Source organism: Brevundimonas sp. UBA7664 (assembly GCF_002483305.1).
Lineage (GTDB): Bacteria > Pseudomonadota > Alphaproteobacteria > Caulobacterales > Caulobacteraceae > Brevundimonas.
The window spans coordinates 277,758-297,409 of record NZ_DLHQ01000026.1 but is presented as its reverse complement, the minus strand read 5'-3'; the positions used below and the strand labels follow the sequence as shown (position 1 = coordinate 297,409).

The following is a 19,652-nucleotide window of genomic DNA, read 5'->3' as shown; positions in this document are numbered from 1 at the left end:
CCTGATTTCGGTTTCAAAGGGAATGGCGCGAGTGACGGGACTCGAACCCGCGACCTCCGGCGTGACAGGCCGGCACTCTAACCAACTGAGCTACACCCGCGTATTCCCGACGCGAAGCAGTGCTCCGCGGCGAGGGGCGTCGTTTAGGCGGGGGGGCCTCGCAGTGTCAAGCGCGTCCGGGAAGGAAATCGACGATCATCGCGTTGTGACTCCCGGACCCGCCACCGCGGCGGCTTCCGGAGGCGCGACCGGGCCCGTGATACCGCCGTCCACGGGCAGTTGGACCGCGACCGCAGGCGGCGGTGGCGTGTAGTGGACGCCGACCCCCGGCCCCAGCGGCAGATCCAGCGCGACCCACAGCGCCACCATGGTCAGGCCCGCGACCAGGAAGGCGCCGGCGTAGGGCAGCATGGTGGACATCAGCGAGCCCAGGCCGAATCTCGGGTCCCAGCGCTGGGCGAAGGTCAGGATCAGGGGGAAGTAGCTCATCAGCGGGGTGGCGATGTTGGTCACCGAATCGCCCATGCGGTAGGCGGCCGTGGTCATCTCCGGGCTGATGCCCAGCAGCATGAACATGGGCACCACGATCGGGGCGAGGGCCGACCATTTGGCCGAGGCCGAGCCGACGAACAGGTCGAAGAAGCATGACACCAGGACGACGCTGATCAGCAGCAGGGGAGCGGGCATGTTGATCTGGCGCAGCTGCTCGGCGGCATTGATGGCAAGGATCGGCCCTAGGCCCGACCAGTTGAACATCGCCACGAAATGGGCGGCGAAGAAGACGAGCACGAGATAGGGGGCGAGCTGGACGATGCCCTCGCGCATCATGCGGACCAGATCGCGGTGGCTGGTCACGCTGCGCGCGCCGATGCCGAAGGCCGCGCCGGACATGAAGAAGGTCAGGGCGAAGAAGGCGGCGAGGGATTTGTAGAGGGGGTTGAACCGCTGGGCCGCCTCGGCGTCGGGGTCGACGAAGGGCGAGCCAGGCAGGGCGGTGATCAGGGCCCAGAGGGCGATCATGGCGAGGACCGTCAGGCCCGCGAAAGCGAGGCCACGTTTTTCATCTGCGGTGATGGCGGTCTTCTCGTCGGCGGTCGTGACGGCGCCGTCGATCGGCTTCCAGGGCCCGAGGCGGGGCTCGATGATCCGGTCCGTGATGAACCAGACGATCGGGGTGAAGACCAGCACGACGCCGACGATGAAGAACCAGTTGCCGGCGATGTTCACGGAGTAGGACGGGTCGATCAGATGCGCGGCCGGTTCGGTGATGCCGAGCAGCAGGGCGTCCTGGGCGCCGGGGAACAGGTTTCCCGCATAGCCGCCCGAAACCGCCGCGAACCCGGCTGCGAGACCGGCCAGGGGATGGCGGCCGACGGCGGCGAAGATCACGGCGGCCAGGGGGATGACCACGACATAGGCGGCGTCAGAAGCGTGGTGGGAGAGCATGCCGGTGATGACGATGACCGGCGTCAGGATCGCCTTGGGGGCGTTCAGCAGGGCGGAGCGGATCGCGGTTGTGAACAGGCCGCTGCGTTCGGCGACCGAGGCCCCGTAGATGATGGTGACGACGATACCCAGGGGCGGGAAGTCGGTCAGGGTCGAGGGCATGCCGATGATCAGCCGCTCGAGGTTCTCGGGCGCCAGCAGGCTCTTCGCGGCCAGGGCATCGCCCGTGACCGGATTCACCGCCGACCAGCCCAGGCCGGCCCCGACAAGGCTCAGGACGATCAGTCCGCCGATCAGCCAGAGGAACAGGAAGACGGGATCGGGCAGTTTGTTGCCGATGCGTTCGATGCCGTTCAGCACCCGGCTTCCCATGGTCATGCGTCCCTCCCGGACGGTTCTCAGAACAGCGCGCCATAGGGCGGGAGCGGCGCTTGCGAGGCAAGACTGACGGCCTGCGACATGCTGTCCCCTAATCTGCGAACCATTCTCAAGAAAAACCTTTCGTCACATGGGTTTGAACGGGCGCGGTTCCGGGGCTAGAAAGCGCCGAATCCGCCCCTCCCTTTGACGGCGGACAAGGTCCCTTCCGGATGAATGCATTCCTGCTCGAATATCTGCCGATCGTGATCTTTCTCGGGATCGCGGCGGTGCTCGGTCTCGGTTTCATGCTGGCGGCCTGGGTGCTGGCGCCGAAGAACCCCGACAGCGAGAAGCTGTCGGCCTATGAGTGCGGCTTCAACGCGTTCGACGACGCGCGCATGAAGTTCGACGTGCGCTTCTATCTGGTCTCCATCCTCTTCATCATCTTCGACCTTGAGGTGGCCTTCCTGTTCCCGTGGGCGGTGTCGATGTTCGACCTGTCGCGCGCGGGCATGGTGTTCGCCTTCTGGTCGATGATGGTCTTCCTCGGCGTGCTGACCGTCGGGTTCATCTACGAATGGAAGAAGGGCGCGCTCGAATGGGAGTGACGACCAATACCGTCCCGCTGGTCGGAGTCGGCAACCAGGGCGCTTCGCCCGTGGGGCCGGCGTCGTCGCGTCTGGCCACGCCGATGAGCACGACCATGTTCAACACCGGCGCGCGGTCGGCGGTCGAGGGCTATGACCCGGCCATCCACGACAAATTCTTCGAGGCCGTGAACGCCGAACTGGGCGAGCGCGGCTTCATCACCACCTCGCTGGACGACGTCATCAACTGGGCCCGGACGGGTTCGCTGATGTGGATGACATTCGGCCTGGCCTGCTGCGCCGTGGAGATGATGCAGGCGTCGATGCCGCGCTTCGACATGGAGCGGTTCGGCATGGCCCCGCGCGCCAGCCCGCGTCAGTCGGACCTGATGATCGTGGCCGGCACCCTGACCAACAAGATGGCTCCGGCCCTGCGCAAGGTCTACGACCAGATGCCGGACCCGCGCTACGTCCTGTCCATGGGCAGCTGCGCCAACGGCGGCGGGTATTACCACTACAGTTATAGCGTGGTGCGCGGCTGCGACCGGGTCGTGCCGGTGGATGTCTATGTGCCGGGCTGTCCGCCGACGGCGGAGGCGCTGCTGTACGGGCTGTTGCAGTTGCAGAAGAAGATCCGGCGCACGGGGACGATCGACCGATGAACGCGCTCGCCCGTATTGCGGAGATGGAATCCGCCCTGACGCCGCTCGGGGCGGAGATGGTCGGCGAACTGGGCGTCGAGGCGCAGGTGGCGTTCGGCGAACTGACGCTGATGGCCACGCGCGCCAACATCCTGTCGGTGCTGACGGCGCTGAAGGAGCGGTTCGGTTTCCACCAGCTGCTCGACCTGTGCGGCGTCGACTTCCCCGACCGGGCCGAGCGGTTCGAGGTGGTCTATCACCTGCTGTCGATGACGCGGAACGCGCGCGTGCGGGTCAAGCTGACGACCGACGAGGTCCAGCCGGTGCCGAGCGCCGTGGGCGTCTTCCCCTGCGCCGACTGGTTCGAGCGCGAGGCGTTCGACATGTACGGCATGCTGTTCGAGGGCCATCCGGACCTGCGCCGGCTGCTGACCGACTATGGTTTCCAGGGGCATCCGCTCCGCAAGGACTTCCCGATGACCGGGTATGTCGAAGTGCGTTACGACGAGGAGCAGAAGCGGGTTGTGTATGAACCCGTCAAACTGACCCAGGAGTTCCGGAACTTTGATTTCCTGTCGCCCTGGGAAGGCGCGGACTATCCGCTGCCCGTTCTGCCCGGCGACGAGAAGGCGGGATGATCCATGAAGATGAATCGCGCGGCCATCCGTTCGGCGTCCTCCTTCTTCCTGGTGACGTTCTCGACGGCCTTCCTGTTCACGCTGGGAGCGCGGCTGACCGGCTGGTTCACGCGGGCGCCCGAGGTGGAGCCGGCGCAGCTGCAGTCGCTGGGCGTGGCGATCATGGTCGCCGTGGTCTGTCTGGCGGTCGGGGCAGGGATCCGTCGGCTGTCGGCCGGCGAGTTGCAGAGCGCGCTTCTGGGCGCCTCGGCGGTGCTGCTGTCGACGCCGCTGGCGCTGGCAGTGCTGACCGGCAACTGGGAGCTTTCAACGGCCGCGGTCTCGGGCATGGGCGTGTTGACGCTGGCCCTGGGATGGCTGGTGGCACTGACCCGCAAGGGCCGTTTGCACGACGAGGATTCCGTTGATGGCTGACGGTCACAACAAACCCCTGCCCATCGGCGCCACCGACATCTTCGATGACGGTCTGACCGATCACGCCCGGGCGATGGACGAGCGGAAGTTCACGATCAATTTCGGCCCGCAACACCCGGCCGCGCACGGCGTGCTGCGTCTGGTGCTGGAGCTGGACGGCGAGCTGGTCACCCGCGTCGACCCGCACATCGGCCTGCTGCACCGCGGCACCGAAAAGCTGATGGAGGCCCGGACCTACCTGCAGAACGTGCCCTATCTCGATCGTCTCGACTATGTCGCGCCGATGAACCAGGAGCACGCCTTCTGCCTGGCCATCGAGAAGCTGCTCGGCGTGGACGTGCCGTACCGGGCCCAACTGATCCGGGTGCTGTATTCCGAGATCGGCCGCATCCTCTCGCACCTGCTGAACGTGACCACCCAGGCCATGGACGTCGGCGCCCTGACGCCGCCGCTGTGGGGCTTCGAGGAACGCGAGAAGCTGATGGTGTTCTACGAGCGCGCCTCGGGCGCCCGTCTGCACGCCAACTATTTCCGCCCCGGCGGCGTCCACCAGGACCTGCCGATGGAGCTGGTCGACGACATCGGCCGCTGGTGCCGTGAATTCCCGGCGGCGCTGAAGGACATCGAGTCCCTCGTTACCGAGAACCGCATCTTCAAACAGCGCAACGTCGACATCGGCGTGGTGTCGAAACAGCAGGCGCTGGACTGGGGTTTCACCGGGGTGATGCTGCGCGGTTCGGACATTCCGTGGGACCTGCGCAAGTCGCAGCCGTACGAATGCTACGCCGATCTCGAGTTCGACATCGCCGTCGGCAAGAACGGCGACTGCTGGGACCGCTACCTGTGCCGCATCGAGGAGATGAAGCAGTCGGTGCACATCATGGAGCAGTGCATCCACAAACTGCGCAACTGCCCCGGCGAGCCGGTCATGGTCGAGGACAACAAGATCGTCCCGCCGCGTCGCGGCGAGATGAAGCGGTCGATGGAAGCCCTGATCCACCACTTCAAACTCTACACCGAAGGCTTCCGCACCCCGGAGGGCGAGGTCTATGCCTCGGTCGAGGCGCCCAAGGGCGAGTTCGGCATCTATCTGGTCTCGGACGGCACCAACAAACCCTATCGCGTCAAGATCTCGGCCCCGGGCTTCCGCTCGCTGCAGGCCATGGACTGGATGAACCGCGGCCACATGCTGGCGGATGTCTCGGCCATTCTGGGCTCGCTCGACATCGTGTTCGGCGAGGTCGACCGGTGATGTTCGACTGCGATCCCGCCACCGTTATCGACCAGCAACTCGCCGCATGGCGGGCGCGCGACGCGGAGGCGTTCGCGTCCCACTATGCCGCCGACGCGGTGATGACCGACCATCCGGGCGTGGTGACCTTCAGCGGCCGCGAGGCCATTCAGGCGCGCTATGCCGAGGCGTTCGCCGCCAGGGGCGCAGCAGAGGTGGTCATCGAGACGCGGATCGTTTCCGGCGAATACGTCATCGACGACGAGACGGTTTCGTGGGCGCGGGGCGGCGGACGCGCCGTCGTCATCTATCGCGTGCAGAACTGCCTGATCACCCGTGCGGACTATCTGCCGTTCCAGGCGGCTTCGGCCGGGACGGAGGCGGTCCAGTGAGCGCCTTCGCCGTCGATCCGATTTTCACCCAGTTGCAGGCGATCGCGTTCGCCGGGCTGCTGGCGTTCGCCGTCGCGGTGCAGTTCGCCTTCTCGCCCAAGCGTCGGGCGATCATGGGCGGGATGAAATTCGCCATGGCCAGCGCCGTCGTCGCGGCTCCGGGGCTGGCCGGCGTGACCTTCGTGCGCGGAGCCTACCGGCTGGGTTATCTGGAAGAGGGGCGCGGCTTCTGGGAGGCCAATCTGCGCTCGATCGTCTGGATGAGCGGCGCGATCTTCGCGGGCCAAATGGCCGTGCGTTTCCTGCCGCCGATGTCGTGGCTGTCGCGTGATCTGGGGAACGCCGGACGGGCCGTGTGGAGCGAGCGTCTGGGCCGCTGGCTGGGGAGGACGCGATGAGCGACAAACCCCTGAGCGATCTGGTGCGGCAGGGCTGGTCCGTGGTCGCCTATTCGGCCACCGACATGAGCGGCGAAACCTATCAGCACAATGTGCTGCTCACCCGTCAGGGCGCGCATCGCATCCTGACGCTGCGCAAGAAAATGATGGGCGAGGGGATCGTCGCCTCGGAGTTGGAAGTCTGATGAGCGTTCGTCGTCTCGCCAAGGAACAGCCCGCCTCGTTCGCCTTCTCGAAGGCGACGAAGGCCAAGGCCGACTGGTGGATCGCCAAATATCCGGATGACCGCCGCCAGTCGGCGGTGATCCCGATCCTGTGGCTGGTGCAGAAGCAGGAGGGCTGGTGCCCCGAGCCGGCGTTGCGCGCCATCGCCGAGCTGCTGGGCATGCCCTACATCCGGGTGCTCGAGGTCGTCACCTTCTACACCATGTTCATGCTCGAGCCGGTCGGCTCGGCGGCCCTGATCCAGGTCTGCGGCACCACGCCCTGCATGCTGCGCGGGGCCGGCGAACTGATGGACGTCTGCAAGAAGAAGATCGGGCCGAAAGACACGCTGAGCGCCGACGGCCGCTTCACCTGGCAGGAAGTCGAATGCCTCGGCGCCTGCGCCAATGCGCCGATGGCCCAGATCAACGACTATTATTTCGAGGATCTGACCGCCGACAGCATGGCGCAGATCATCGACGACTTCGCCGCCGGCAAAACGCCGAAACCGGGCAGCCGCGTCGGTCGCGCCAGTTCCGAGCCGGAGGGCGGGGCCCTGACCCTGACCGATCCCAAGCTGTACGACGGCTCGGCGGGCAAGAAGATCAAGAAGCTGCCCAATAGCGATCCGGTGGTCGCATGAGCCGTCCCGACCTTTCCGATGACGCCCGGCTGGCCGAGTACCGCGCGGAACTGCGCACGGTTGGCCGCAACCAGCGGCTGGCGGGTTTCGCCCTGGTCATCCTCGGGGCCATCGCCGTCTGGGCCGCCGGCTATGCCGGTGGAGCGGGACCGGCGGTCCAGTGGGGCGGCTATGCGGCCCTCGCGTTCGGCTGGGCCCTGATGCTGGCCGCCATCTTCCTGCGCACGCGCTATCACCGCCGCCGCATGCGGGAGGAGGGGTGATGACGATGAACCTGAAGCCGGAGACCCTGCGCATTCTCGTCTTTGCCGGGATCGCGGATGTCGTGATTGGCGCCGGGCTGGCGATCGCCATGATCAGGGGCCTGTTCGGCCCCGGCCTCGAGCTGTTTTCGCTCGCTGGCGTCGCCGTCGCCGTGTGGGGAGTGGTCCTGATCGTATGGGGCCGCCACAAGCTCAGCCAGGTCGAAGACCGGCGTGGAGATCTGAACTGACCATGGTCGGAATCCTCGAAGACAAGGATCGCATCTTTACCAACCTCTACGGCCTCCAGGACTGGACGCTGGAGGGGGCGAAGAACCGCGGCGCGTGGAACGCGACGAAGGACATGCTCGACCTCGGGCGTGACTGGATCATCACCAACGTCAAGAACTCGGGCCTGCGCGGACGCGGCGGGGCCGGTTTCGGCACGGGTCTGAAATGGTCCTTCATGCCGAAAGAGGTGAAGGACCGGCCGCACTATCTGGTCGTCAACGCCGACGAGTCCGAGCCCGGGACCTGCAAGGACCGGGAGATCATGCGCCATGATCCGCAGCTGCTGATCGAAGGCTGTCTGATCGCCAGCTTCGCGATGCAGGCGCACGCCTGCTACATCTATCTGCGCGGCGAATATGTGCTGGAACGCGAGCGCATGGAGGCGGCGGTCAAGCAGGCCTATGAGGCCAGGCTGATCGGCAAGAACAACGTCCACGGCTGGGATTTCGACGTCTATATCCACCACGGCGCGGGCGCCTATATCTGCGGTGAAGAGACGGCGCTGCTGGAGTCGCTGGAGGGCAAGAAGGGCCAGCCGCGACTGAAGCCGCCGTTCCCGGCGGGCGCGGGTCTGTACGGCTGCCCGACCACGGTGAACAACGTCGAGTCGATCGCGGTGGTGGGCACCATCCTGCGCCGCGGGGCCGAGTGGTTCGCGGGCTTCGGCCGGCCGAACAACACCGGCACCAAGATCATGTCGATCAGCGGCCACGTGAACCGGCCGTGCAATGTTGAGGAGGCGATGTCGATCCCGCTGCGTCAGCTGCTGGAAGACCATTGCGGCGGCGTGCGGGGCGGCTGGGACAATCTGAAGGCCATCATCCCCGGCGGCTCCTCGGTGCCGCTGATCACGCGCGAAATGTCGGAAGTCGCGCTGATGGATTTCGACTCCTTGCGCGAAATGCGCTCGGGCCTCGGCACGGCGGCGGTGATCGTCATGGACCAGTCGACCGACCTGGTCCGCGCCATCGCCCGCATCAGCTATTTCTACAAGCACGAGAGCTGCGGCCAGTGCACGCCGTGCCGCGAGGGCACGGGCTGGATGTGGCGGGTGCTGGAGCGGATGGCCGTCGGTGAAGCCGACCCGTCCGAGATCGACCTGCTGCTGGAAGTCTCGACCCAGATCGAGGGCCACACCATCTGCGCCCTCGGCGACGCCGCCGCCTGGCCGGTGCAGGGGCTGATCCGGCATTTCCGTCACGAGATCGAGGAGCGCATCTCGTCCTACCGCAGCCGCCGTGCGAATTTCGCCGGCCATGCGATCGCGGCGGAGTAGGGGATGCGGGTTCTCGCCGTCATCGTCGTGACCGCTCTCGCTCTCGCCGCCTGCGGCGCGGAGTCGGAGACGGCTGCGCCGACGCCGGAGGTTGTTGCTGGGCCTGTGGTTCCTGCTGTTGACGCCGGTTCCGCCCCCGCCGTCGTCCTGAACGAGACAAGCCGACGGCAGGTCTGCGTCGCGGGCATGGCGGCGATTCACGGGCAGACCATCGACGCGGCCGGCTTCGAAGGCGAGACGGTCGGGGCGGTTCGCATCGATGGAACCGACGGGAACATCATCTCCCTCTCCTGGCCGGCCCCGGTCGACGGCGGACGGCGCTTCGCCGACTGCCGGATCGAGGGCGATGTGATTCAGTGGCGACCCACCCGTCCGGGCTCCGGCGAAACCGCGGCCTGGATGAACGGGCCTGCCGATCCGGTGACCCGCTTCGCTTTTGAGGGTGACGAAATTCTCGTCACCCAGACATTCGATGACGGAACAAAGACGCAGACGATGCTGTCTGCACCGTCTGCCAGGGGGCGGGGCTGATGCGCGGCAAGGTTCTGAGTTACGACGACTATACCGGCTCCGGCCTGATCAGCGGCGACGACGGCGTGCGCTACACCTTCACGCGCGGGAGCCTGATGGGCGGGGCGCGCGAGGCCTTCGCCGGCCAGCAGGTCGATTTCGAGGTCGCGGACGGCGTGGCGACCAACATCTACGTCACCGGCGGCGCACCGCTGAACCTGTCGGGCGACAAGAACCGGATCGTGGCCGCCCTGCTGGCCTTCGTTCTCGGCGGGATCGGCATCCACAAATTCTATCTCGGCAAGACGACCGCCGGGGTGCTGATGCTGCTGGGCGGCACGATCGGCTGGATCACGTTCGGCTTTGTTCCGGCGCTCGTCTACCTCATCGCCTTCATCGAATTCATCATCTACCTGCTCAAGACCGACGGCGACTTCCACCGCGACTATGTCGCGGGGAACAAGTCCTGGTTCTGATCCGGTCCGCTTAGAGAAACGCAGAGGTCGCGGCGAATGCCCATCGCGAAAGTCAACGGCGTAGAGGTCGAGTTCGAGCCCGGGATGACCGTGCTCCAGGTCGCCGAGCGCGCTGGCGAGGAGATTCCGCGCTTCTGCTATCACGAGCGGCTGTCGATCGCCGGCAACTGCCGTATGTGCCTGGTCGAGGTGAAGCCCGGACCGCCGAAGCCGCAGGCGTCGTGCGCCCTGCCGGCCGCCGAGGGCCAGGAGATCTTCACCGACACGCCGATGGTCAGGAAGGCCCGCGAAGGGGTGATGGAGTTCCTGCTCATCAACCACCCGCTGGACTGCCCGATTTGCGACCAGGGCGGCGAGTGCGACCTGCAGGACCAGGCCATGGGCTATGGCCGCGACGGCTCCCGCTATGCGGAGAACAAGCGCGCGGTCGAAGAAAAGAACATGGGCCCGACCATCAAGACCTTCATGACGCGGTGCATCCAGTGCACCCGCTGCGTGCGGTTCGTGACGGAAGTGGCGGGCGTGCCGGACATCGGCATGATCTCGCGCGGCGAGGACGCCGAAATCACCACCTATCTGGAGAAGGCGGTCGACAGCGAGCTGTCGGGCAATGTCAACGACCTGTGCCCCGTCGGCGCCCTGACCCACCGGCCGTGGCAGTATCACTATCGTCCTTGGGAGCTGAAGAAGACCGAGACCATCGACGTGATGGACGCGCTGGGCTCGAACATCCGGGCCGATGCGAAGGGCAGCGAGGTCATGCGCATCCTGCCGCGCGTCAACGAGGGCATCAACGAGGAGTGGCTGTCGGACGTCAGCCGCTATGCCGTTGACGGTCTGCAGGCGCGTCGTCTGGACCAGCCGTATGTGCGAGAGAACGGCAAGCTGCGCCCGGCCACGTGGGACGAAGCGCTCGGGGTCGTGGCCGAGAAACTGACGGCCGCTTCGGCGGACCGGATCGGCGTCATCGCCGGCGATCTGCAGGATGCGGAGTCGATGAAGGCGGCGCTGGATCTGTTCCGGGCGCTGGGATCGGCCAATACCGACTGCCGTCAGGACGGCTCGGCGCTGGGTTACGGCCCGCGCGAGGGCTGGCTGTTCAACTCGGGCCTGGCCGGGATCGAGGCGGCCGACGCCGTGCTGATCGTGGGCGCCAATCCGCGCACCGAGGCGCCGCTGCTGAACACCCGTCTGCGCAAGGCGTGGCTGGCGGGGACGAGCGAGATCGGACTGGTCGGCGAGCAGGCCGATTTGACCTATGAATACAGCTACCTCGGCTCGGGTTCGAAGACCCTCGGCAAACTGCCCAAGGCGGCGATCGACGCCCTGACCAAGGCCGAGCGACCGGCGATCATCGTCGGCGGCGGCGCGCTGTCGGGCGAGTCCGGACCGTCGGTGCTGAACGCGCTCGGCGCGCTGGCGAAGAAGGTCGGCGTGGTGGCCGGGGGCTGGAACGGCTTCAACGTCCTGCACACCGCCGCTTCGCGCGTGGCGGGTCTGGACATGGGTTTCGTGCCCGCTGAAGGCGGCCTGACGGCGGCGCAGATGGCGGGCAAGGGCGCGCTGGACGTGCTGCTGCTGCTGGGCGCGGACGAGATCGACGCCTCGGCTTCGAAGGCTTTCAAGGTCTATCTGGGCAGCCATGGCGACCGTGGCGCGCACGGCGCCGACGTGATCCTGCCGGGCGCGGCCTATACGGAAAAGTCGGGCCTCTACGTCAACACCGAGGGCCGGGTTCAGCTCGCCGAACGCGTCGTCTTCCCCAAGGGGCAGGCGAAAGAGGACTGGGCCATCCTGCGGGCGCTGTCGGCCCGCGTGGGGCGGACCCTGCCGTACGACACGCTGGACGCCCTGCGTGCGAAGCTGATGGCGGATCACCCGACCTTCGGCCGGATCGACTATCTGGCCCCGGCCGCGTCCTTCGACGTCGGGTCGCTGGGCAAGAAGGGCGACCTCGGCGACGTGGCGTTCCGTTCGGCCGTGCGCGACCCTTATCTGAACAACCCGATCACGCGCGCCAGCGCGACCATGGCCGAGCTGTCCGCCCTGCGGATCGCCCCGGTCGCGATGGCGGCGGAGTAAGGCGCGATGGACTTCTGGACCACACCCCTCGGCTGGACCCTCGCCACGGCGGGCGGCATCCTGCTGGTCACCGTCGGGATCCTGATCTCGCTGGCCTTCCTGCTGCTGGCCGACCGGAAGATCTGGGCCGGCGTGCAGATGCGCAAAGGGCCCAATGTCGTCGGGCCGTTCGGCCTGCTGCAGTCGTTCGCCGACTTCTTCAAATTCGTGCTGAAGGAAATCATCGTCCCGGCCGGCGCCGACAAGGTGGTGTTCCTGCTGGCGCCGCTGCTGACCTTCATCCTGGCCTTCATCGCCTGGGCGGCCATTCCGTTCGCGCCGGGCTGGGTTATCTCCGACCTCAACGTCGGCATCCTGTACATCTTCGCGATCAGCTCGCTGGGCGTGTACGGCATCATCATGGGCGGCTGGGCTTCGAACTCGAAGTATCCGTTCCTCGGCTCGTTGCGGTCGGCGGCGCAGATGGTGTCCTATGAGGTGTCCATCGGCCTGGTGATCATCAACGTCATCCTGCTGGCCGGGTCGATGAACCTGACCTCGATCGTGACGCAGCAGCAGGGCATGTTCTGGAACTGGTTCGCGTTCGGCGGCGGGGCCGGGACCTGGCCGACCATCGCGGTCATGTTCCCGATGGCGATCATCTTCTTCGTCTCGGCCCTGGCCGAGACCAACCGTCCGCCGTTCGACCTGCCCGAGGCCGAGTCCGAGCTCGTGGCGGGCTATCAGGTCGAATACAGCTCGACCCCGTACCTGCTGTTCATGATCGGCGAGTACGCCAACATCGTCTTCATGTGCGCCATGATCACCCTGCTGTTCTTCGGCGGGTGGAATCCGGGCGTGCCGCAGGACTGGCTGGACATGCTGCCGGGCTGGCTGGAGCAGGCCATCTATCTGGTCACCTTCCTGGGCAAGACCGTCTTCTGGTTCTGCATGATCGCTCTCGTGAAGGCCTTTGTGCCCCGCTACCGCTACGACCAGCTGATGCGTCTGGGCTGGAAGATCTTCCTGCCGACCTCGCTGGTCTGCGTCGTCGTGGTCGCCGCCTGGCGCGTGTTCGCGGTGGGCGCATGACCCGGATCCTGACCATCGCCGTGCTGGCCGCGCTGACCGGCGCCTGCACCATCCCGACCTATGAGGCCGACCCTGTGTCGCCGCATCAGTGGGAACGTCGCCAGGAGGCGATCATGCGCCAGCAGGCCGAGCGGGAACGCCTGTGCCGCATCACCAGGGAAGACGACCCGCGCAAGGAAGAGCTTTGCCGCGGCGTGTCCGGAGCCAGCCAGTAATGTTGAACCGTCTCGTCCAGGCCGCGAAGGGCGCCCTCCTGATCGACGTGATCGGCGCCGTCGGCCTGTCGCTGAAATACATGGCCCGGCCCAAGGCCACGGTGAACTATCCGTTCGAGCGCAATCCGCAGTCGCCGCGTTTCCGGGGCGAGCACGCCCTGCGCCGCTATGCGAACGGCGAGGAACGCTGCATCGCCTGCAAGCTTTGCGAGGCGATCTGCCCGGCCCAGGCCATCACCATCGAGGCCGAACCGCGCGCCGACGGCAGCCGCCGCACGACCCGCTACGACATCGACATGGTCAAATGCATCTACTGCGGCCTGTGCGCCGAGGCCTGCCCGGTCGACGCCATCGTCGAGGGTCCGAACTCGGAGTTCACCGTCGAGACGCGGGAAGAGCTGCTCTACGACAAGGACCGGCTGCTCGCCAACGGCGACCGCTGGGAACGACTGATCGCGAAGAATCTGGAACTCGACGCGCCTTACCGGTAAGGCGCACACGCTGAACAGGACGGCGATTCCGAACGGGGTCGTCCTCCACTAACCGAAAGGGGCGCAGGCCTCCGATGTTGCAAGGCATTGCCTTCTATCTGCTGGCCACGGTGGCCGTGCTGGGCGGCCTGATGGTCGTCACGGCGAAGAACCCCGTGCACAGCGTGCTGTGGCTGATCCTGGCCTTCTTCTCGTCGGCGGGGCTGTTCGTCCTGCTCGGGGCGGAGTTCCTGGCGATGCTGCTGGTGGTCGTCTACGTCGGCGCCGTGGCGGTGCTGTTCCTGTTCGTCGTCATGATGCTGGACGTCGACTTCGTGAAGCTGCGCGAGGGCTATGCCCGCTATCTGCCGCTGGCGATGATCGTCGCGGGAATCCTGCTCGCCGAGATGGTCATGATCTCGCTGGCCGTGGTCAGCGGGGGCGCGGCCGCCGATGCGACCGGGCCGGTCGCGGCGACGGCGGACATGAGCAATGTCGAGGCCATCGGACGTGTTCTGTACACGGACTATGTCTACATCTTCCAGGCGGCGGGGATCGTCCTGCTGATCGCCATGATCGGCGCCATCGTCCTGACCCTGCGCCACAAGCCCGGCATCAAGCGCCAGAACATCGCCCGCCAGGTTGGCCGCGATGCGAAGACGGCGATGGAGGTCAAGTCCGTGACCACCGGCGCCGGCGTCACTCCCGAGGATCTGGTCTGATGGATATCACCCTGCAGCACTATCTGGCGGTGGGCGCGATCCTGTTCACCATCGGGGTCTTCGGCATCTTCGTGAACCGCAAGAACGTCATCATCATCCTGATGTCGGTCGAGCTGATCCTGCTGGCCGTGAACATCAATTTCGTCGCCTTCTCGGCCTATCTGAACGACGTGCAGGGGCAGATCATGGCCATGTTCGTCCTGACCGTGGCCGCGGCCGAGGCCGCCATCGGCCTGGCCATTCTGGTGACCTTCTTCCGCAACCGCGGCGACATCGCGGTTGACGACGCCTCCGTGATGAAGGGCTGACCGTGGATCTCGCGCTTCTCGTCACCCTGGGCGTCTTCGCGCCGCTGCTCGGCGCCGTTATCGTCGGCCTGAGCGGCCGGCGGCTCGGCGACCTGGTCTCGAAGACCATCACCACGGGCCTGCTGTTCTTCTCCTGCGCCGTGGCGTGGGTCGTGTTCAGCCAGTGGACCTGGGGGCATATGGAGGCCTTCACGGTCGAGCTGTTCCCCTTCATCAATGTCGGCGATTTCCAGTCGGTCTGGTCGATCCGCATCGACGCCCTGTCGGCGGTCATGCTGGTCGTGGTCACCAGCGTGTCCTCGCTCGTCCACCTCTATTCGTGGGGGTATATGGCCGAGGATCCCGACAAGCCGCGGTTCTTCGCCTATCTGTCGCTGTTCACCTTCGCCATGCTGGCGCTGGTCACCGCCGCCGACTTCATGCAGCTGTTCTTCGGCTGGGAAGGGGTGGGGCTGGCGTCCTATCTGCTGATCGGTTTCTGGTACAAGAAGTCCACCGCCAGCGCCGCCGCGATCAAGGCCTTCGTGGTCAACCGGGTCGGCGACTTCGGCTTCGCCCTCGGCATCCTGACGGTGTTCTGGATGTTCGGCACGATCCAGTTCGCCGAACTGTTCCCGATGATCGCCGCCAAGGCGGGAACCGGCTGGGTCTTCCTGGGTCACAACTGGTCGGCGCTCGACCTCGCTGGCGCCCTGCTGTTCGTCGGCGCCATGGGCAAGTCGGCCCAGTTCTTCCTGCACACCTGGCTGCCCGACGCCATGGAGGGCCCGACGCCGGTGTCGGCCCTGATCCACGCGGCGACCATGGTCACCGCCGGCGTCTACATGGTCTGCCTGCTGTCGCCGATCTATGAGTACGCCCCGTTCGCCTCGGCCATCATCGCCCTGACCGGCGCGGTCACGGCCCTGTTCGCGGCGACGGTCGGTCTGGCCCAGAACGACATCAAGCGGGTCATCGCCTATTCGACCTGTTCGCAGCTCGGCTACATGTTCTTCGCGGCGGGCGTCGGCGCCTATCAGGCCGCCATGTTCCACCTGTTCACCCACGCCTTCTTCAAGGCCCTGCTGTTCCTCGGCGCCGGCTCGGTCATTCACGGCATGCACCACGAGCAGGACATGCGGAAGATGGGCGGGCTGTGGAAGCTGCTGCCCGTCACCTATGCGGTGATGACCATCGGCACCATCGCCATCACCGGCCTGGGCATTCCCGGCGTTGGCGGTCTGGCGGGCTTCTATTCCAAGGACTCGATCATTGAGAGCGCCTTCGCCTCGTTCACCAACGGCCATTCGGCCATGGGGCTGTTCGCCTTCTTCGTCGGCATCCTCGCCGCCGGCCTGACCGCCTATTATTCATGGCGTCTGGTGTTCATGACCTTCCACAACAAGCCGGTGTGGAAGGACGCGCATCACGACGACCACGCGCATGACGACCACGCCGCTCATCCGGCCCAGCTCGAGACGCATGACGAGCCGCTGGCTGATGACGGCCATGCCCATGACGACCACGCCCATCACGGCCCGCTGAAGCCGCACGAGAGCCCGTGGATCATGCTGGTTCCGCTGCTGCTTCTGGCGGTCGGCGCGATCGCCGCGGGCTTCGTCTTCGCCCCCTGGTTCATCGGTCACCACGAGCACGACTTCTGGCGCGGCGCGATCTTCGTCGCCGAGTCCAACCATGTCCTGCACGACAGCCACGACGTCCCGACCTGGGTGAAGTGGTCGCCGCTGGTCCTGACGCTGATCGGCAGCTTCGCCGCCTTCTGGCTCTATGTGATGAAGGAAGGCATGGCGCGCCGGATGGCCGACCGGGGCGGGCTGGTCCACGGCTTCCTCTACAACAAATGGTATTTCGACGAGCTGTATGAGGTCGTGTTCGTGAAGGGCGCGCGGGCGGTCGGCGACCTGTTCTGGAAGGTCGGCGACGTGAAGATCATCGACGGCGGCGGGCCCAACGGCATGGCCTGGCTGTCGCGCAAATTCGCGGGCGGCCTGAGCCGCTTCCAGTCCGGCTATGTCTATTTCTACGCCTTCGTGATGTTGCTCGGCCTGGCCGGCTTCCTCGCCTTCGCCATCTATACGTGGGGAGCCTGATCTTGCCCCAGATCCCCTTCATCCTCAGCGTCGTCACCTTCCTGCCGCTGGTCGGCGCGGGCCTGATCCTGCTGGCGCGGCTTTTCAACAAGGCCGGAGCGGACAGCGCGGCGCGCTGGATCGCGCTTCTGACCACCGTGGTCACCCTTGCGGTTTCAGCCGTGCTGGTGGCGACGTTCGATCCGTCGAGCGCGGCCTACCAGTTCGTCGAGCGCTACGTCTGGTTCGTGGGCGCCCAGTACCATATGGGCGTGGACGGCATCTCGATCCTGTTCGTCCTGCTGACCGCCTTCCTGATGCCGATCTGCATCCTGGCCAGCTGGGCCACGATCAAGGAGCGGGTGGTCGATTACATGATCGCCTTCCTGGTTCTGGAGACGCTGGTCATCGGCGTCTTCACCTCGCTGGACCTGTTCCTGTTCTACATCTTCTTCGAAGGCACCCTGGTGCCGATGTTCATCATCATCGGCGTGTGGGGCGGGGCGAACCGGATCTACGCCTCGTACAAATTCTTCCTCTACACCCTGCTGGGCTCGGTGCTGATGCTGCTGGCCATGCTGTGGATGGCCGCCGAGACCGGCACGACCAGCATTCCGGCGCTCAAGGAATACGCCTTCAGCCCGACGGTCCAGCCGCTGCTCTGGCTGGCCTTCTTCGCCTCCTTCGCGGTCAAGATGCCGATGTGGCCGGTCCACACCTGGCTGCCCGACGCCCACGTCCAGGCGCCGACGGCGGGGTCGGTCATCCTGGCCGGCATCCTGCTGAAGCTGGGCGGCTACGGGTTCATCCTGTTCAACCTGCCCATGTTCCCGCAGGCGTCGCAGACCTTCGCGCCGCTGGTCTTCGCCCTCTCGGCCATCGCCATCGTCTACACCTCGCTGGTCGCCTTCCGGCAGACGGACATGAAGAAGCTGATCGCCTATTCGTCGGTGGCGCACATGGGCTTCGTGACCATGGGCATCTTCGCCGGCAACGATCAGGGCGTGCAGGGCGCGGTGTTCCAGATGCTGAGCCACGGCCTGATCTCGGGCGCGCTCTTCCTCTGCGTCGGCGTGGTCTATGACCGGATGCACACCCGCGAGATCGCCCTGTACGGCGGCCTGACCGCGCGCATGCCATGGTTCGCGGCCATCTTCATGCTGTTCACCATGGCCAACGTCGGCCTGCCGGGCACCTCGGGCTTTATCGGCGAGATCCTGACCATGGTCGGCATCTATGAGGTCTCGACCTGGACGGCGTTGTTCGCCGCCTCGGGCGTGATCTTCTCGGCGGTCTATGCGCTGACGCTGTACCGCAACGTCATGTTCGGCGAGATCACCAATCCGGCGATGAAGGCGATCACCGACGTCGACAAGCGCGAACTGCTGATCTTCGCGCCGCTGATCATCGGCACCCTGTGGCTGGGCTTCCAGCCCGGTCTGGTGCTGGACTACACCGCCGCCTCGGTCGAGGCCCTGACGACCACCTATCGCGCCGCGATCGGCGGGTGAGACGATGATGCCAGATCTTGATTTCGCCCTGCGCCTGTCCGCCCCCGAGAGCACGCTCGCGGTCGGCGGCCTCGTGCTGCTCATGCTCGGCGCCTTCATGGGTGAGAAGAGCGCGCGCTTCATCTCAATCCTGTCGGTCGGCCTGCTGGTCGCCGCGACCGCCGTGACCGTGACGGGGCCGCTCGGCATGGCCTTCAACGGCGCCTATGTGGCCGATCCGCTGGCCGTCTACGGCAAGGCGCTGATCTTCCTGTCCAGCGCCGTGGCCATCGTGCTGGGCGACGGCTGGATGCGCCGGGCGAAGATCGCCAAATTCGAATATCCGGTCCTGATCGTGCTGGCCTCGGCGGGCATGGGGATGATGGCGTCGTCGGGCGACCTGATCTCGCTTTATGTCGGCATCGAGCTGCACTCGCTGGCCCTCTATGTGCTGGCCGCCTACCACCGCGACGACCTCAAGGCGTCGGAAGCGGGGCTGAAGTATTTCGTGCTAGGCGCCCTGTCGTCCGGACTGCTGCTGTACGGCGCGAGCCTGATCTACGGCTTCACCGGCTCCATGCGGTTCGACGAGATCGCCGCCTACGCCGCCGCCAATGAGTCCACGGGGCTGATCTTCGGCCTGGTGTTCCTGATCTGTGGTCTGGCTTTCAAGGTCTCGGCCGCGCCGTTCCACATGTGGACGCCCGACGTCTATGAGGGCGCGCCGACGCCGGTGGTGGCCCTGTTCGCCACGGCGCCCAAGGTCGCCGCCATGGTGCTGATCGCGCGTACGCTGGAAGGCGCTTTCGCCGGTTCGCATGACCAGTGGGCCCAGGTGCTGATCCTCATCTCGCTGATCTCGTTCGCCGTCGGGGCGTTCGGCGGTCTGGTGCAGAAGGATCTGCAGCGGCTGCTGGCCTATTCCTCGATCGCCAATATCGGTTACGCCCTGCTGGGCATCGCCGCCGGTACGACGCTGGGGGTCAAGGCCATGCTGGTGTTCATGACCCTGTATGTCATCGACCAGTTCGGCTTCTTCGCCATCCTGCTGTCGCTGTCGCGCGGTGGAAAGCCGATCCGCAGAATCGCCGACCTGGCGGGCCTGCGGAAGGACAAGCCGGTGACGGCCATTGCCCTGACCGTGCTGTCGCTGTCGGTGCTGGGCATGCCGCCGCTGGCCGGCTTCTGGGCCAAATTCTATGTCTTCGGCGCAGCCGCCGACGCCGGCTACTGGATGGTCGGCGCGGCCGGTCTGGTCGCCTCGGTGGTGGCCGGGTTCTACTATCTGCGCATCATCAAGCTGATGTGGTTCGACCCGACGCCCGAGGGCGTGGGGCCGACGGATGCGTCGCCGGTCGAGGCGAGGACCATCGCCTGGGCCTCGGCGGCTTTCGCCTTCCCGCTGGTCATCGTCGCCATCGGCTGGATCGACCATTTCGCGGGCATCGCGGCGACCGGCTTCGGAGCCGGGTAGGG

General features: G+C 66.1%; 24 protein-coding genes and 1 tRNA gene. 23 read left to right on the top strand and 2 right to left on the bottom strand.

Features of this window, described 5'->3' with window-relative positions; translation table 11 throughout:
• Positions 1-23: 23 nt before the first annotated feature.
• Positions 24-100 (bottom strand) — tRNA-Asp (locus tag B2742_RS07525).
• A 95-nt stretch (positions 101-195) separates the two neighbouring features.
• The gene (locus tag B2742_RS07520; RefSeq protein WP_292064618.1) at positions 196-1,824 is read right to left on the bottom strand and encodes an AbgT family transporter; all 1,629 of its coding nucleotides are present in this window, start codon (positions 1,822-1,824) and stop codon (positions 196-198) included.
• A 212-nt stretch (positions 1,825-2,036) separates the two neighbouring features.
• Here B2742_RS07520 and B2742_RS07515 point away from each other — a divergent pair, with 212 nt between their 5' ends.
• From B2742_RS07515 to nuoN, 23 genes are all read left to right on the top strand, one after another.
• On the top strand, positions 2,037-2,414 hold the full coding sequence (locus B2742_RS07515) for an NADH-quinone oxidoreductase subunit A (protein WP_292064616.1): 378 nt from the start codon (positions 2,037-2,039) through the stop codon (positions 2,412-2,414).
• Positions 2,384-3,055, top strand: a complete 672-nt coding sequence (locus B2742_RS07510; protein ID WP_414633051.1) for a NuoB/complex I 20 kDa subunit family protein — start codon at positions 2,384-2,386, stop codon at positions 3,053-3,055. The genes B2742_RS07515 and B2742_RS07510 overlap by 31 nt, the downstream gene beginning before the upstream one ends.
• A gap of 23 nt (positions 3,056-3,078) precedes the next feature.
• Complete coding sequence (locus B2742_RS07505) at positions 3,079-3,672, top strand: NADH-quinone oxidoreductase subunit C (protein WP_292064725.1); 594 nt, start codon at positions 3,079-3,081, stop codon at positions 3,670-3,672.
• A 3-nt stretch (positions 3,673-3,675) separates the two neighbouring features.
• Positions 3,676-4,086 (top strand): hypothetical protein, encoded by a 411-nt coding sequence (locus B2742_RS07500; protein ID WP_284220502.1) that lies wholly within the window; start codon positions 3,676-3,678, stop codon positions 4,084-4,086.
• Positions 4,079-5,338: an NADH-quinone oxidoreductase subunit D gene (locus B2742_RS07495; protein ID WP_292064614.1), complete on the top strand. Its 1,260-nt coding sequence runs from the start codon at positions 4,079-4,081 to the stop codon at positions 5,336-5,338. The genes B2742_RS07500 and B2742_RS07495 overlap by 8 nt, the downstream gene beginning before the upstream one ends.
• Positions 5,338-5,709: an SgcJ/EcaC family oxidoreductase gene (locus B2742_RS07490; RefSeq protein WP_292064612.1), complete on the top strand. Its 372-nt coding sequence runs from the start codon at positions 5,338-5,340 to the stop codon at positions 5,707-5,709. Before B2742_RS07495 ends, B2742_RS07490 begins: the two co-directional genes overlap by 1 nt.
• On the top strand, positions 5,706-6,107 hold the full coding sequence (locus tag B2742_RS07485; protein ID WP_292064611.1) for a hypothetical protein: 402 nt from the start codon (positions 5,706-5,708) through the stop codon (positions 6,105-6,107). Before B2742_RS07490 ends, B2742_RS07485 begins: the two co-directional genes overlap by 4 nt.
• Positions 6,104-6,292, top strand: coding sequence for a hypothetical protein (locus tag B2742_RS07480; protein ID WP_292064609.1), 189 nt, complete (start codon positions 6,104-6,106; stop codon positions 6,290-6,292). The genes B2742_RS07485 and B2742_RS07480 overlap by 4 nt, the downstream gene beginning before the upstream one ends.
• Positions 6,292-6,954 (top strand): NADH-quinone oxidoreductase subunit NuoE, encoded by a 663-nt coding sequence (nuoE, locus tag B2742_RS07475; protein WP_292064607.1) that lies wholly within the window; start codon positions 6,292-6,294, stop codon positions 6,952-6,954. The genes B2742_RS07480 and nuoE overlap by 1 nt, the downstream gene beginning before the upstream one ends.
• Positions 6,951-7,217 (top strand): hypothetical protein, encoded by a 267-nt coding sequence (locus B2742_RS07470; protein ID WP_292064605.1) that lies wholly within the window; start codon positions 6,951-6,953, stop codon positions 7,215-7,217. The genes nuoE and B2742_RS07470 overlap by 4 nt, the downstream gene beginning before the upstream one ends.
• On the top strand, positions 7,217-7,447 hold the full coding sequence (locus B2742_RS07465; RefSeq protein ID WP_292064602.1) for a hypothetical protein: 231 nt from the start codon (positions 7,217-7,219) through the stop codon (positions 7,445-7,447). Before B2742_RS07470 ends, B2742_RS07465 begins: the two co-directional genes overlap by 1 nt.
• A 2-nt stretch (positions 7,448-7,449) precedes the next feature.
• Positions 7,450-8,763, top strand: a complete 1,314-nt coding sequence (gene nuoF / locus B2742_RS07460; RefSeq protein ID WP_292064600.1) for an NADH-quinone oxidoreductase subunit NuoF — start codon at positions 7,450-7,452, stop codon at positions 8,761-8,763.
• Between the two features lie 3 nt (positions 8,764-8,766).
• Complete coding sequence (locus tag B2742_RS07455; protein ID WP_292064598.1) at positions 8,767-9,294, top strand: hypothetical protein; 528 nt, start codon at positions 8,767-8,769, stop codon at positions 9,292-9,294.
• The gene (locus tag B2742_RS07450) at positions 9,294-9,749 is read left to right on the top strand and encodes an NINE protein (protein ID WP_292064596.1); all 456 of its coding nucleotides are present in this window, start codon (positions 9,294-9,296) and stop codon (positions 9,747-9,749) included. The genes B2742_RS07455 and B2742_RS07450 overlap by 1 nt, the downstream gene beginning before the upstream one ends.
• A 36-nt stretch (positions 9,750-9,785) precedes the next feature.
• Entirely contained in the window at positions 9,786-11,831 is a 2,046-nt protein-coding gene (gene nuoG, locus B2742_RS07445; RefSeq protein ID WP_292064595.1) for an NADH-quinone oxidoreductase subunit NuoG, read from the top strand.
• A gap of 6 nt (positions 11,832-11,837) precedes the next feature.
• Entirely contained in the window at positions 11,838-12,902 is a 1,065-nt protein-coding gene (nuoH, locus tag B2742_RS07440) for an NADH-quinone oxidoreductase subunit NuoH (protein ID WP_292064593.1), read from the top strand.
• A complete protein-coding gene (locus B2742_RS07435; RefSeq protein WP_292064592.1) occupies positions 12,899-13,117 on the top strand; it encodes a hypothetical protein in 219 nt (72 codons plus the stop codon). Before nuoH ends, B2742_RS07435 begins: the two co-directional genes overlap by 4 nt.
• Entirely contained in the window at positions 13,117-13,608 is a 492-nt protein-coding gene (gene nuoI / locus B2742_RS07430) for an NADH-quinone oxidoreductase subunit NuoI (protein WP_292064590.1), read from the top strand. Before B2742_RS07435 ends, nuoI begins: the two co-directional genes overlap by 1 nt.
• A 74-nt stretch (positions 13,609-13,682) precedes the next feature.
• The gene (locus B2742_RS07425) at positions 13,683-14,309 is read left to right on the top strand and encodes an NADH-quinone oxidoreductase subunit J (protein WP_292064587.1); all 627 of its coding nucleotides are present in this window, start codon (positions 13,683-13,685) and stop codon (positions 14,307-14,309) included.
• Positions 14,309-14,617, top strand: a complete 309-nt coding sequence (nuoK, locus tag B2742_RS07420; protein WP_292064585.1) for an NADH-quinone oxidoreductase subunit NuoK — start codon at positions 14,309-14,311, stop codon at positions 14,615-14,617. Before B2742_RS07425 ends, nuoK begins: the two co-directional genes overlap by 1 nt.
• A 2-nt stretch (positions 14,618-14,619) precedes the next feature.
• On the top strand, positions 14,620-16,707 hold the full coding sequence (gene nuoL / locus B2742_RS07415) for an NADH-quinone oxidoreductase subunit L (RefSeq protein WP_292064583.1): 2,088 nt from the start codon (positions 14,620-14,622) through the stop codon (positions 16,705-16,707).
• Between the two features lie 11 nt (positions 16,708-16,718).
• Positions 16,719-18,197 carry an NADH-quinone oxidoreductase subunit M gene (locus B2742_RS07410; protein WP_292064723.1) on the top strand — a complete coding sequence of 493 codons (1,479 nt, stop codon included), beginning with the start codon at positions 16,719-16,721 and terminating at the stop codon, positions 18,195-18,197.
• 7 nt (positions 18,198-18,204) lie between these two features.
• A complete protein-coding gene (gene nuoN / locus B2742_RS07405) occupies positions 18,205-19,650 on the top strand; it encodes an NADH-quinone oxidoreductase subunit NuoN (protein WP_292064581.1) in 1,446 nt (481 codons plus the stop codon).
• Positions 19,651-19,652: the final 2 nt, after the last annotated feature.